Genomic DNA, 13,479 nt, shown 5'->3' on the forward strand with positions numbered 1-13,479 from the left:
CGCGACGACCTGCTGCCCTGCGTCAGATCCGACACATGCCTGCGCGCTGCACGCGTGCCGCACCGCGTTTTACGCAGGTTTTTACGCCGCTGGTGAACGAACCCCCGTCGAAAGATGCTTTTTTGTGTTGTTTCATCGTTTGCCTATTGGCGGCGCGCAGCAGTTGCCCTACATTTCGCGTTGCCGACTGGGTCGGCAGACCCAACACCACCAACGAATACGGAACGTATACCTCATGGCAAAAACCGCCGCTAAGAAGGCTGCCCCCAAGAAGGCAGTGAAAAAGGTCGCCGCCACCAAGACCGCAAAGCCGGCCAAGGCCGCTACGTCGGCCGCGCCGAAGCCGATCAAGGAAGCCCTGAGCAAGACCGGTCTGGTCGCGCACATCGCCGAATCCACCCAGCTGGCTCCGAAGGACGTCCGCGCCGTGCTGGCTTCGCTGGAAGCCGCTGCGCATTCCTCGTTGAACAAGAAGGGCGTCGGCAGCTTCACCCTGCCGGGCATGCTGAAGATCACCTCGGTCAACGTGCCGGCCAAGCCGAAGCGCAAGGGCATCAACCCCTTCACCAAGGAAGAGCAAATCTTTGCTGCCAAGGCCGCAACCCGCAAGGTCAAGGTTCGCCCTCTGAAGAAGCTGAAGGATGCCGCGCTCTGATCGAGCGCGTATCCGGTGTCATCGAGACGGCCTTCGGGCCGTCTTTTTTTTGCGCGCACATTGCCGCATGCGCCCCCACATTGCGCTCATGACCGCTTGCCTACCCTACGTGCTGATTTGCGACGCAGCAGGTGCATGTGACCGATCCATTGCCCCACACTTCGACAACGCCGCCATCCACGAAACGCAGCCCCGCACGTCGCGTGCGCCGCCTGCTGGTGTCGATCGCCCTGCTGTGCGCTTTGGGTGTGGCAGCGCGCTGGGCCTGGCAGTCGCCGATGGCCGAGCGCCTTCGCACCAGTTGGGAGCTGTCACGGATGCCGCCGCCTACCCATTTGCACATTCCGGTGGACGGAGTACGTGCCCGCCAGATCGCCGATACCTTCGGTGCCCCACGCGGACGCGACCGCAGCCATGCGGGCGTGGATATCTTCGCGCCGCGCGGCACGCCTGTGGTCGCCGCCACCCGCGGCGTGGTCAGCGCCATTCGCGACGCCGGGCTGGGTGGAAAGCAGGTCTGGGTGCTGGGGCCGGCGATGGAGCGGCATTACTATGCGCATCTGGACGACTGGGCAGCCGGGCTGGCGGTTGGCGATGTCGTCGAGCCAGGCACCGCGCTGGGCATGGTGGGGACCACCGGCAACGCACGTGGCACGCCGCCGCACCTGCATTACGGTATCTATGGGCGCAACGGTGCGTACGATCCGCTGCCGCTCCTGCGTAGAACCGGGCCGCAAGCTGCCGACTGAGCACGTTGGAACACTGCGTCATGGCCTGCGCTATCGAGCGCGCGGCGGCCTGCGCCTATGGTGGACGCAGCCCAGGAGTGACGCGACCAACCATGTCCCGAAAACGCTATCGCATTACGGTCACGCCCATCGAGAATGACGGGCGCCCGTGCGACGACCGCTGCACCATCGAGTTCGAACAGCGCTCGCGCGCGGACTGGATGCGCCTGCTCGAAGAGTTGCATCGGCGCCGCGATCTGAGCAGCGACGAATGCGCCGCACTCACCGTCGGCTCGCAGTTGCTGGAAGACCTGGCCGCCCGCCCACGCGCGCACCCCAGCGATGCGCTGGATGCATTACGGCCCAGGCTGCAGTTGCTGCTCGAGCGCCTGCAGCGCGTACACCCCGGCTCCTGATTACCCCGCAGCGCACATGCCGGCTACACTGCGCTCCCTGGGGACGGGAGAGGCGCCATGCGCTGGATCGTAAGTGCCATAGCGGTAGCCGCGCTCGCAGGCTGCAGCTGTCACCGCAGTGCAGACCAAGACACGGGCGCGACAACCAACTTGCCTACAACACGTGCGCCTGCAGCATCCGCCGCTGCGAGTGCCAACCAGGCATTTGCGCAGCCTGCGGATGAAGACTCCAGTGCTGCGCAGGCGCGCGCCAGCCGCGCCCAAGCAAGCGCCACCGTGCAGCGTTATCCGGGCGCACTGCCCGGCGCCGCACGCGCCGATGCCGATGCATTGTGGGCCGGTGGCCGGCCATCGCCGGTGCCGGACGATGCGGTACTGCGCGGTATCGGCGATATCCGCTCGATGCGCATCGACAACGACCCACCGGTACCGCTGGATCAGGAACATCCGCCGCGGCGGATCGAGGTGCCGGTACGCATCACCGTGCGCACCAGCGCTGGCACGCAGCAGCTGGCGGGCGTCTATCGCCTGCAGCCGCGCGTCGGCAGCGACAGCTGGGAAACCTACTCCGCCACCTTGCATCCGGTGCTGCGCTAACCCGTGGTTCACAGGCGCTGACTAAGGTTGTGTCACCTGTTGCCGGAGTCACCCGATGAAACTGCGTTCGCTTGCCGGATCCGTGCTTGCCCTCGCCTTGGCGCTCCCCGTGACCAGCGCCTGGGCGGCGCCGCAGATCCAGGGACATCAGATCAGCGTGCAGGCCAGCGACCTGCAGCAGTATCTGAGCGGTCGCTTTCCGCAGACGCACGACACGCTCGGCGGCCTGATCGCAATGACGGTCAGCAATCCGGCGCTGTCGCTGCCGCCGGGCGACCGGCTCAAGATGGCGTTCGACCTGGCTGTGGCCACTGCCGGCGGCGCGCCGGCCCCGGTGGGCAATGTGACCCTGACCAGCGCGCTGCGTTACGACGTCGCCAAACAGGGCTTCTACCTCGACCAGCCCAGCATCGACGATTTCCGTCCTGCCAATTCCGGCGCAAAGCTCGATCACAGCACGCGCCAGCTCCTCAATACCTGGCTGGCCGATTACGCACGCAAGGAACCCATCTATCGCATCGACCCGTCGATTGCCGCAGTGATGGGCGCCGTGCAGGTGGAGTCGGTAGGCATCCAGAACGGGCGCGTGGCGGTCAACTTCAATCAGAACATCGAACAGCTGGTACCGGCGGCGGCGCTGTCGGGTAAGTAAAATTCGTACGCTGGCCGGCAGACGGCGCAGCCGCTTACTCATCCGCACACGATGCGCCCAACGCTCATCATGCAAAGGCCCGGCGCACCAGCGCCGGGCCTTCCGATTGACGCGGGGTGGCACGTAGCGACCAGCGCGCCTTATGCAGCCAGGGCCTTGGCCACCGCCGCGCTGAATGCCGGAATGTCGTCCGGCTTGCGGCTGGTGATCAGCTGACCATCGACCACCACTTCGGCATCCTGCCAGCGCGCGCCGGCATTGGTCAGATCGGTTTTGACCGACGGCCATGAGGTGACCTTGCGGTCGCGCACCAGATCGCTTTCCAGCAGGAGCCACGGCCCGTGGCAGATCGCCGCGACCGGCTTGTGGGCCGTGGCGAACGCGCGGATGAAGGCAATCGCCTGGGTGTCCGTGCGCAACGTGTCGGGATTGAGCACGCCACCGGGCAGCACCAGCGCGTCGTAGCTGTCGGCGGTTGCCTGTTCAAGATGCTGGTCGACAGCGACCGAGTCGCCCCAGTCGGTGTGATTCCAGGCGCGGATCTTTGCGCCATCGCCGGGTGCGATCACAGCGACCTTGGCACCCCACGATTCCAGCAGGCGCTTGGGTTCTGTCAGTTCGGATTGCTCGAAGCCATCGGTGGCCAGGACAGCGATGGTCTTGCCGGAGAGCGAATAAGACATGTAGGGCTCCTCGATGAAAGAAGCCCGCACCGTAGGCAGCGCGCTGTTGCGTACCGGTGAACCGATGTGTGCATCGCGTCAGCGCGCAACGCGCTCGCACAGGCTCAGCGCTTGGGCTGCAGCATCGTGCCGGTGCAGTTCTTCGACCCGCAGCGGCATTCCCAGATCTTCTTCAAGCGCGGCGTATGCCGCTCGGCCAGGGTGATGCCGTAATTGTAGGTGAGCTCTTCGCCAGCCTTGATGGCGCGTTTGGCCTCAATGAAGATCTTGTCCTTGCTGCGGTCGTCGCCTTCTGCCTCTTCGATCACCGCTTCGCAATTGGGATTGCAGCTGTGGTTGATCCAGCGCGCGACATTGCCTTCGTAGTTGGCATCCAGCACATAGTCGTCGCTGAGCGTAAAAAGGAAGGTGTGGCCGCTTTCCACGTCGCCGGTGTCGTCGGCATCCACTTCGGCATGCGTGCGCAGGCGTCCCTTGTATTGAATGATGCGCTCGCCCTTGCGGAGCGGGGCGAGGGCGAACATGCCATTGCCGTGGATACGTGACTTGCGGGCGGCAACTTTGCGCGACATGTAAGGGTCCAGTGATGGGGCCGCTCATTGTGACCGCAGCGCGCCCATGCGCCAAGCACAAGCGCACCATCGCCCGCAACGGCCTGCGCTTGCCGGCGGCTGAACCGGGCGGTTGGCCCTGCCCGGCGGGAAAGAGTACAATTTCGGTCCGCTTTAAGGTTTCCTGCTCGCTCATGTTGCGCGTCACCAAACTCACCGATTACGCCACCGTCGTGCTGACCGTGCTTGCCGCACGCAGCGGCGAGGTGCTCAGCGCCAGCGAACTGGCCGAACAGGCGGGCCTGGAAGCGCCGACCGTGAGCAAGATCCTCAAACCGTTATCGCAAGCCGGGCTGGTGGAAGGTCTTCGCGGCGTGCACGGCGGTTACCGGCTGGCGCGCGATGCCGGCCAGATCACCCTGGTGGAAATCGTCGAGGCAATGGAAGGCCCGTTGGCGATCACCGAATGCAGCCAGGACCATAGCCAGTGCGGCATCGCGCAGACATGCGGGGTGCGCTCCAACTGGCGCCTGATCAACGACGTGGTCGGCGACGCATTGCGTCGGGTCACGCTTGCGCAGATGTTGCAGCCCCTCTCTCTCCCTGGCGACAGCCGTCGGCGCTCCATCGCCGCACGCGTCGCGACCACCTGACCTGTAGGCAGCCCGATGGCCACCGAACTTGCTCCCCCGCAGAACGCCGAGATTATCGAACGGCTGGGCCGACGCTACGACGCCGGCTTCATCACCGAGATCGAATCGGACTCGCTCCCGCCCGGCCTGGACGAAGACGTCATCCGTGCCTTGTCGGCCAAGAAAGAAGAGCCGCAATGGATGACCGACTGGCGTCTTGAGGCCTACCGTCATTGGCTGAAAATGCCGATGCCCGAATGGGCCAAGCTCAAGATCGCACCGATCGATTTCCAGTCGTTGAGCTACTACTCCGCGCCCAAGGGCCCGAAGTATGCCTCGCTGGACGAGGTGCCCAAGGAACTGCTCGACACCTACGACAAGCTCGGCGTGCCGCTGCACGAGCGCGCCCGGCTGGCCGGCGTGGCGGTGGATGCGGTGTTCGACTCGGTCTCGGTCGGCACCACGTTCCGGAAGGAGCTGGCCGAAAAGGGCGTGATCTTCTGCTCGATGTCCGAAGCCATCAAGGAACACCCGGAGATCGTCAAACAGTACCTGGGCAGCGTGGTGCCGGTGGGCGACAACTACTTCGCCGCGCTCAACTCGGCGGTGTTCTCCGACGGCAGCTTCGTGTTCATTCCCAAGGGCGTGCGTTGCCCGATGGAACTGAGCACCTATTTCCGCATCAATGCCGGCCACACCGGCCAGTTCGAGCGCACCCTGATCGTCTGCGAGGACAAGGCGTACGTGTCGTATCTGGAAGGCTGCACCGCGCCGATGCGCGACGAGAACCAGCTGCACGCAGCAGTGGTGGAGCTGGTGACGCTGGAAGACGCCGAGATCAAGTACTCGACCGTGCAGAACTGGTACCCCGGCGACGAAGAAGGCCGCGGCGGCATCTACAACTTCGTCACCAAGCGTGCCGAATGCCGTGGTGCGCGCAGCAAGGTCACCTGGACCCAGGTCGAAACCGGCTCGGCGATCACCTGGAAGTATCCGTCGTGCGTGCTGCTCGGCGACGATTCGGTGGGAGAGTTCCATTCGGTGGCGCTGACCCATCATCGTCAGCAGGCCGACACCGGCACCAAGATGATCCATATCGGCAAGCGCACCAAGAGCAAGATCGTCAGCAAGGGCATCAGTGCCGGGCGTGGCCAGAACACCTACCGCGGCCTGGTCAAGGTGGATCGCAATGCGGACGGCGCGCGCAACTACACCCAGTGCGATTCGCTGTTGATCGGCAAGCAGTGCGGCGCGCACACCTTCCCCTACATCGAGGTGAAGAATCCCGGCGCAACCGTCGAGCACGAGGCCACCACCTCCAAGATCAGCGATGACCAGCTGTTCTACTGCCGTGCACGCGGCATCAGCCAGGAAGACGCGGTGTCGTTGATCGTCGACGGCTTCTGCAAGCAGGTGTTCCGCGAGCTGCCGATGGAGTTTGCGGTGGAAGCCAAGAAGCTGCTGGAAGTCTCGCTGGAAGGCAGCGTCGGCTGACGCCGACGGAATCGGGAGTGGGGAATGGAGAATCGGTCTCGGTTCTCTTTCCTGCTCCTCGCCGCGCCAAAGTCTCGCATTACCCATTCCCTATTCTCGATTCCCTATTCCCATGCTTACGATCAACAACCTCCACGCCAGCATCGCCGGCAAAGACATCCTCAAGGGCCTGTCGCTGGACATCCAGCCGGGCCAGGTGCACGCCATCATGGGGCCCAATGGCGCGGGCAAGTCCACGCTGGGCAATGTGCTGGCCGGGCGCGACGGTTATGAGGTCAGCGCCGGCACCGTACAGTTCGAAGGCAAAGACCTGCTCGACCTGCCGCCGGAAGAACGCGCGGCAGCAGGCCTGTTCCTGGCCTTCCAGTACCCGGTGGAAATTCCCGGCGTCAACAACACCTATTTCCTGCGCGCCGCACTCAATGCACAGCGCAAGGCGCGTGGCGAGGACGAGCTGGATTCGATGCAGTTCCTCAAGCTGGTACGGCAGAAGCTGGCCGTGCTGCATCTGAAGGACGAGCTGCTGCATCGCGGCGTCAACGAAGGCTTCTCCGGCGGCGAAAAGAAGCGCAACGAGATCTTCCAGCTGGCCGTGCTCGAGCCCAAGCTCGCCATCCTGGACGAAACCGACTCCGGCCTGGATATCGATGCGCTCAAGAGCGTGGCTGACGGCGTCAACGCGTTGCGCTCGCCGGAGCGCTCGTTCCTGGTGATCACCCACTATCAGCGCCTGCTCGACTACATCACCCCGGACGTGGTGCATGTGCTGTCCGAAGGACGCATCGTGCAGAGCGGCGGCCCGGAACTGGCGCTGGAGCTGGAAAAACACGGCTACCACTTCCTCAAGGACCGCGTGGTGCCCGAGGTTGCCGCCTGATGAGCGCCCTGCTCGACTCCCTGGCCTGCGGTTTCTGTGGCAACGATGCGCGCCGCGCCGAGCTCGATGCCGCGCTGCAGGCCGGCCTGCCCGGCCCGCGCGCCGAAGCGTGGAAATACACCTCGCTGCGCCAGCTGGAACGGCGTAGTTTTCAGCCGGCCCCGCTGGTGCCGACGTTGATCGATGCTGCGCTGCTGGACGAGATCCCGTCGCCGCGGCTGGTATTCGTCAACGGCCGCCCATCCGACGCCTTGAGCGACCTGTCGACGCTCCCGGATGGTGTGCAGCTGGACACCTTGTCCGCGTCGCTGGCTGCAGGCGATGACGTCCAGCAATTACTCGGCCGCCGTTTCGAAGGCAGCGACGAAATCTTTGCGCGCCTCAATGCAGCACTTGCCGACGAAGGCGTGCTGGTGCGCGTGCAGGAAGGCGCGCAGATCGAGGCGCCGCTGCATCTGGTCTTCATCGGTGTGGCCGGCGAGCACGACCTGTCCTGGCACCACCGCCACCTGATCGAACTGCGCGCCGGTGCGACGCTGAACGTGGTCGAGCACCACCTGCATGTCGGCGATGCCGCGCATCTGCACAACAGCCTGATGCATGTCCATCTGGCCCAGGATGCGGCGCTGTCGCATGCGCGCGTGCAGGCCGACAGTGCGCATGCAACGTCGCTGTTGCGCACCGATGCGGTGCTGGCGCGCAACGCGCGCTACCAGCGCGTGGATCTGGAACTGGGCGCCAACCTGTCGCGCCACGAGCTCAACGTGCGCCTGGAGGGCAACAATGCCCAGCTCACCGCCAATGGTGTGCTGCTCGGCAACGGCCGCCGCCATGTCGACACACGCCTGGGCATCGCACACATCGCACGCGACACCAGCTGCGAGCTGGTCTGGCGCGGCGTGGGCGCCGATCGCAGCCGGGTGGTCTTCCACGGCGGCATCAACATCCGTCCCGGCGCAGACGGCACCGACGCGCGACTGTCGAACAAGAATCTGCTGCTGTCGGCCAATGCCGAGATCGACACCCAGCCGGTGCTGGTGATCGATGCCGAAGAAGTGCAGGCCGCGCATGGCGCCACCGTCGGCCAGCTCGACGACAACGCCTTGTTCTATCTGCGCTCGCGCGGCCTGCCGCAGGCAGAGGCGCAGCGCCTGTTGAGCGCCGCGTTCTGCCACGAGCCGCTGCGCATGCTGCCAAGCGCACTGGGAGCGGTGCTGGCGCTGCAGCTGGACCGCGCACTGACCTCGGCAGGCGTGGCATGAACGCGCCCGCCGTCACGCAGCTCGCCGCGCCGGACTGGGAGCGCGTGCGCTCGGATTTCCCGTTGCTGATGCGGCAGGTGCATGGCAAGCCGCTGATCTATTTCGACAACGCCAACACCGGGCAGAAGCCGCTGCAGGTGATTGCCGCGACCGATGAGTTCTATCGGCGCCAGAACGCCAACGTGAGCCGCGCGGTGCATGCGCTGGGCACCGAGGCCACCGATGCCTTCGAAGGCGCGCGCAGCAAGCTCGCGCGTTTTCTCAACGTGCGCGCCGACGAGCTGGTGCTGTGCAGCGGCACCACCTTTGCGATCAATCTGGTGGCCTATTCCTGGGCGTTGCCGCGCCTGGGCGCCGGCGATGTGATCCTGATCTCACGCATGGAGCACCACGCCAACATCGTGCCGTGGCAGCTGGTGGCGCAACGCACCGGCGCGACCATTCGCGTGGCCGAAATCACGCCGGACGGCGCGCTGGATCTGGACGCCTTGCGCAAGGCCATGACGCCACAGGTCAAGCTGCTGGCGATCACGCATGTGTCCAATGTGCTGGGCACGGTCAATCCGGTGCGCGAGATCTGCCGCGAGGCACGCAAGCGCGGCATCGTCACCGTGGTGGATGGTTCGCAGGCGGCGCCGCATCGTCGTATCGACGTGGCTGGCATCGGCTGCGATTTCTACGCCATCACAGGCCACAAGATGTGCGGGCCCACCGGCACCGGCGCACTGTGGGCACGCCGCGAACACCTGCAGACCATGCCGCCGTTCCTGGGCGGCGGCGAGATGATCAAGGAAGTCAGTTTCGAGGGCACTGTGTTCAACGATGCCCCGCACAAGTTCGAAGCAGGCACGCCCAACATCGCCGGCTTCATCGGCCTGGGCGCGGCGGTGGATTATCTTGACTCGCTCGGCCTCGATCACGTGGAAGCGCGCGAAGCCGAGCTGCTGGCGCACTTCACCGAAGAGCTGCAGCGGATCGATGGCCTGCGCATCTTCGGCACCACGCCCGACAAGGCCGCAGTGGTGTCGTTCCTGATCGAGGGCGCGCATTCGCACGACCTTGCCACCCTGCTCGACCTGGAAGGCGTGGCAGTGCGCTCCGGCCAGCACTGTGCGCATCCGCTGCTGCAGTACTACGGCGTGGCCGCCACCTGTCGCGCGTCGCTGGCCTTTTACAACACGCACGACGAGATCGAGCGCTTTGTTGCCGCGTTGGTGAAGGTGCGTCGCCTGCTGGGCTGATTGCAATCGGGAATCGGGAATGGAGAATCGTGAAAGCGGCTCTCCTACCTGCGGTCGCAGATCCACACGTTGCAAGTAGCTCATCGGGTAGCGCAACGCTTTTCCCGATTCCCGATTCCCGATTCCCCGCTAAACTGCTCCCATGCAGACCACCACCTTCCGCACCGCTACCGTCGATGACATCGACGCCCTCGTCCAGCTGGTGACCTCGGCCTATCGCGGCGACAGTAGCCGCGTGGGCTGGACCACCGAGGCGGACATTCTCGATGGTGCCCGTATCGATCCGGCCGTGCTGCGTCAGGACATCCTGCGCGAGCGCAGCCTGGTGTTGCTGGTGGAACAGGACGGGCGCCTGCTGGCGTGCGCCCATATCGCCGACGACGATGGTGCGGGGTACTTCGGCATGTTCGCGGTGGACCCGTCGCTGCAGGGCAGCGGCCTGGGCAAGACGCTGCTGGCCGAGGCCGAGCGCATCGCCGCCGCCGAATGGCAGCTGCCGGTGATGCGCATGACCGTGATCGATGTGCGCAACGAACTCATCGCCTTCTACGAACGACGCGGTTACCGCCGCACCGGCATCGTCAAACCGTTCCCGTATGGCGATGAGCGCTTCGGCGTGCCGCTGCGGCAGGATCTGCGGTTCGAAGTGCTGGAAAAGTCGCTGGCCGACGCCGCGCCATGAGCCAGACCTGGACATTCGTCTGCGCAAGCGACGCGCTGCTGCCCGGCGAACTGCAGACCGTCTGGGATGAGGTCACCGACGCGCCGATCGTGGTGTTCAACCTCGACGGCGAGCTGTACGCGCTGGAAGACCGCTGTAGCCACGAAGACTACGAGTTGTCGCCCGGCAGCTTCGACCCGGTCGCCGGCACCATCGAATGCCAGTTGCACAGCGCGCGCTTCGATGTGCGCGATGGCCGGCCCTTGTGCGCGCCCGCCTACACCGCCGTGCCCAAGTTCCCGGTCAGGCGCGAGCACGACGGCATCTGGACCCGCGACGACCGCTGAGACGGCGGTTTGGGGCTCGCGACTGGACAGGCTGGGGGCCGCCATCTGCTTCAGCGCCTGCGCTTGCGTTCGGCAACGATTGCAAAGAAGAATGATTTGCATTTAAGATCGCAGCCCTTCAGGTCTTCTTAACATCTGACCTGCCCTGCGATCCCATGCGCCCTGCACTGTCCGACACCTTCGATCTGCGTCCTGTTCGCCTGCGCTTTCCAGCGCGGCGTGCCGGCGTGCGCAGTGGACGCCAGCCGGACGCGACGGGCTAGCGACGCACGCACACCCTTCCGCATCCGCCGAGCCGCCGCCAGGCCGGAGCATCGCTTTCCTTTTCGAGACGTCTCATGACTCCCAGGATTTCCCCGCTCACCTCGGCCGTGCTGTTGACCCTGTCCGCTCCCGCGTTCGCCCAGCCCGGCGACGCGCCAGCGCCTCCGGGCGCGGTGGATCTGGATGCCATCCGGGTACAGCAGGAACGTGCGCAAAAACCGTCCTCGCCCAAGTACACCGAAGCGCTGCGCGACACGCCGCAGACCATCACGGTCGTCACCAAGCAGACCATGGACCAGCAGAACCTGCTGTCGCTGCGCGATGTGCTGAGCACGCTGCCCGGTATCACCTTCGGCGCGGGCGAAGGCGGCGGCGGGTATGGCGACAGCATCAACCTGCGCGGCTTCACCGCCAGCAGCGACATCACCACCGATGGCGTGCGCGACAGCGCGCAGTACAGCCGCAGCGACACCTTCAACCTGGAAGCGGTGGAGCTGATCAACGGCGCCAACTCGGCCATGTCCGGCGCCGGTTCGGTCGGTGGCAACATCAATCTGGTGACCAAGACTGCCGGCCAGGGCGATTTCACCAACGTCGTGGTCGGTGGCGGCAGCGACCGCTATGGCCGGCTGACCGCCGACAGCAATTACGATTTCGACAACGGCACCGCCGTGCGCCTGAACGCGATGGGCCACACCCAGGACGTGCCGGGACGCGATGAGGAGTTCCGTCATCGCTGGGGCTTTGCGCCGTCGGTGGCGTTCGGCCTGGGCTCGGATACCCGCTTCACCCTGAGCTACCTGCACCAGCACGACAACAACCTGCCGCAGTACGGCGTGCCGTTCGCACTCAGCCCGTTCAACGACGGCCCGCTGCCCGGCGTGGACCCGGAGACCTTCTTCGGGTATCGCAATACCTCGCGTCAGGAAATCGACGTGGACATGCTGACCGGCGTGCTGGAAATGGATTTCGACGACAACGTCAAACTGCGCAGCCTGGCGCGCGTGCAGCGCGTCGACCAGACCACCAATGCCACTGCACCGCAGGGCACCTGGTGCCTGCCCAACGGCACCGACCCGTACACCGGCCGCGCCTGCGTCGGCCAGCCAGCGGCCAGCTGGAATCCCAACAGCGGCCCGCGCGGCCTGGTGCGCGAGACGGAAAACTTCATCGCGCACAGCCAGACCGACCTGACCGCCACCTTGCACACCGGCGCCATCGAGCACCGCGTGGTCGCTGGCGTGGCCTTCAGCAAGGAAGACTTCGAACTCGATAGCGGCACCACCTTCCGCAATGCCGATGGCTCCACCACCGGCATCACCTACCCGGTGCAGTCCTTCGACAATCCGTACAACATCTGGACCGGGCCACAAAATTACTTCCGCACCGGGCACAGCAAGGGCAGCCTGACCAATCAGGCGGTCTACCTGTTCGACACGCTGCAGTTCAACGAGCAATGGATGCTCAACCTGGGCGGCCGCTACGAACACAACGAAGGAGACAGCACCACCTACACCGTCAATGCCGCCGGCAACGTCACCGGTGTAAGCGCGGGCTTCCCGGCCGGCAGCGAAGAGGACCTGTTCTCGTATCGCGCCGGTCTGGTGTTCAAGCCGGTCGAGAACGCCAGCCTGTATCTGTCCTACGCCAACAGCAAGACGCCGTCCAAGGCCTCGGTCAACGGCTCGTGCACGCCGATCGCCACCGCCACCGCCGGTGCCAACTGCAACGTCGCGCCGGAAACGGCGGTCAACATCGAGCTGGGCGGCAAGTGGGACGTGCTGGACCAGCGCCTGGCGCTGACCGCTGCGCTGTTCCGCAACGAGCGCGAAAACTACAAGGTCAACAGCGGCGATCCGCTGATCCCCGAGCAGGTGCTGGATGGCAAGGCACGCGTGGACGGCATCGCGCTGGGCGCGGCCGGTTACCTGACCGAGCGCTGGTCGATCTTCGCCAACTACACCTTCCTCGACAGCGAAGTGCTGCAGAGCGTGTCCAACCGCACCGAGAGCCTCACCGGCGACCCGGTGGCCGGACGCGAGTTGGTGCAGACCCCGCGCAATGCCGGCAACATCTGGACCACCTATACGCTCAACCAGTGGACCTTCGGCTACGGCGTCACCTACCAGGGCGGTTTCTATCCGAACAATTCCTCGGCGGCCGCATACATCAAGACCGACGATTACTGGGTGCACCGCGCGATGGTCGGCCTGCGTGTCAACGACTGGCTCAGCCTGCAGTTGAACGTCAACAACCTGTTCGACGAGGAGTACTACACCAGCGTGCGCAACAACCTCACTGTCAACGCGGCCGGCACCGTGACCGCCGGCAGTGGCTGGGCGCTTCCGGGCGAAGGTCGCTCGGCGGTGTTGAGCGCCACCTTCAGTTTCTGACCCACTGCCCCACTGACACGCCGTCC

Annotated in this window: 15 protein-coding genes; 13 read left to right on the forward strand and 2 right to left on the reverse strand. The window is 65.2% G+C overall.

Annotated features, from left to right (window positions below; genetic code table 11):
* The first annotated feature begins 235 nt into the window (after positions 1-235).
* From FHY19_RS02720 to FHY19_RS02740, 5 genes are all read left to right on the forward strand, one after another.
* Complete coding sequence (locus tag FHY19_RS02720) at positions 236-655, forward strand: HU family DNA-binding protein (RefSeq protein ID WP_039404742.1); 420 nt, start codon at positions 236-238, stop codon at positions 653-655.
* Positions 656-786: 131 nt separating this feature from the next.
* Positions 787-1,404, forward strand: coding sequence for a M23 family metallopeptidase (locus FHY19_RS02725; protein ID WP_259161323.1), 618 nt, complete (start codon positions 787-789; stop codon positions 1,402-1,404).
* Between the two features lie 92 nt (positions 1,405-1,496).
* Positions 1,497-1,799, forward strand: a complete 303-nt coding sequence (locus FHY19_RS02730) for a DUF3861 domain-containing protein (protein ID WP_259161324.1) — start codon at positions 1,497-1,499, stop codon at positions 1,797-1,799.
* Positions 1,800-1,856: 57 nt separating this feature from the next.
* Positions 1,857-2,396, forward strand: coding sequence for a hypothetical protein (locus FHY19_RS22355; RefSeq protein ID WP_326521103.1), 540 nt, complete (start codon positions 1,857-1,859; stop codon positions 2,394-2,396).
* A 55-nt stretch (positions 2,397-2,451) separates the two neighbouring features.
* Positions 2,452-3,048, forward strand: coding sequence for a DUF1439 domain-containing protein (locus FHY19_RS02740; protein WP_259161325.1), 597 nt, complete (start codon positions 2,452-2,454; stop codon positions 3,046-3,048).
* A 140-nt stretch (positions 3,049-3,188) separates the two neighbouring features.
* Here FHY19_RS02740 and FHY19_RS02745 read toward each other — a convergent pair whose 3' ends face one another.
* Both FHY19_RS02745 and FHY19_RS02750 read right to left on the reverse strand, forming a co-directional pair.
* Complete coding sequence (locus FHY19_RS02745) at positions 3,189-3,731, reverse strand: type 1 glutamine amidotransferase domain-containing protein (protein ID WP_259151827.1); 543 nt, start codon at positions 3,729-3,731, stop codon at positions 3,189-3,191.
* Positions 3,732-3,835: 104 nt separating this feature from the next.
* Complete coding sequence (locus tag FHY19_RS02750) at positions 3,836-4,303, reverse strand: SET domain-containing protein-lysine N-methyltransferase (protein WP_046962733.1); 468 nt, start codon at positions 4,301-4,303, stop codon at positions 3,836-3,838.
* A 173-nt stretch (positions 4,304-4,476) separates the two neighbouring features.
* Here FHY19_RS02750 and FHY19_RS02755 point away from each other — a divergent pair, with 173 nt between their 5' ends.
* The 8 genes from FHY19_RS02755 (at position 4,477) to FHY19_RS02790 (ending at position 13,453) form a co-directional block, all read left to right on the forward strand.
* Positions 4,477-4,935, forward strand: a complete 459-nt coding sequence (locus FHY19_RS02755) for an SUF system Fe-S cluster assembly regulator (RefSeq protein ID WP_005990420.1) — start codon at positions 4,477-4,479, stop codon at positions 4,933-4,935.
* A gap of 15 nt (positions 4,936-4,950) precedes the next feature.
* On the forward strand, positions 4,951-6,408 hold the full coding sequence (gene sufB, locus FHY19_RS02760) for a Fe-S cluster assembly protein SufB (protein WP_259161333.1): 1,458 nt from the start codon (positions 4,951-4,953) through the stop codon (positions 6,406-6,408).
* A gap of 112 nt (positions 6,409-6,520) precedes the next feature.
* Positions 6,521-7,285 (forward strand): Fe-S cluster assembly ATPase SufC, encoded by a 765-nt coding sequence (gene sufC / locus FHY19_RS02765; RefSeq protein WP_252162480.1) that lies wholly within the window; start codon positions 6,521-6,523, stop codon positions 7,283-7,285.
* Positions 7,285-8,547 (forward strand): Fe-S cluster assembly protein SufD, encoded by a 1,263-nt coding sequence (sufD, locus tag FHY19_RS02770; RefSeq protein ID WP_259161355.1) that lies wholly within the window; start codon positions 7,285-7,287, stop codon positions 8,545-8,547. Before sufC ends, sufD begins: the two co-directional genes overlap by 1 nt.
* Positions 8,544-9,788, forward strand: a complete 1,245-nt coding sequence (locus FHY19_RS02775) for a cysteine desulfurase (protein WP_259161358.1) — start codon at positions 8,544-8,546, stop codon at positions 9,786-9,788. Before sufD ends, FHY19_RS02775 begins: the two co-directional genes overlap by 4 nt.
* A gap of 142 nt (positions 9,789-9,930) precedes the next feature.
* Complete coding sequence (locus tag FHY19_RS02780) at positions 9,931-10,470, forward strand: GNAT family N-acetyltransferase (protein WP_259151833.1); 540 nt, start codon at positions 9,931-9,933, stop codon at positions 10,468-10,470.
* Positions 10,467-10,796, forward strand: coding sequence for a non-heme iron oxygenase ferredoxin subunit (locus FHY19_RS02785; protein ID WP_259161359.1), 330 nt, complete (start codon positions 10,467-10,469; stop codon positions 10,794-10,796). The genes FHY19_RS02780 and FHY19_RS02785 overlap by 4 nt, the downstream gene beginning before the upstream one ends.
* Before the next feature lie 338 nt (positions 10,797-11,134).
* Entirely contained in the window at positions 11,135-13,453 is a 2,319-nt protein-coding gene (locus FHY19_RS02790; RefSeq protein ID WP_259161364.1) for a TonB-dependent siderophore receptor, read from the forward strand.
* Positions 13,454-13,479: the final 26 nt, after the last annotated feature.

The sequence above is a fragment of the Xanthomonas sp. 4461 genome, assembly GCF_024806475.1.
GTDB classification, from domain to species: Bacteria; Pseudomonadota; Gammaproteobacteria; order Xanthomonadales; family Xanthomonadaceae; genus Xanthomonas; species Xanthomonas arboricola_F.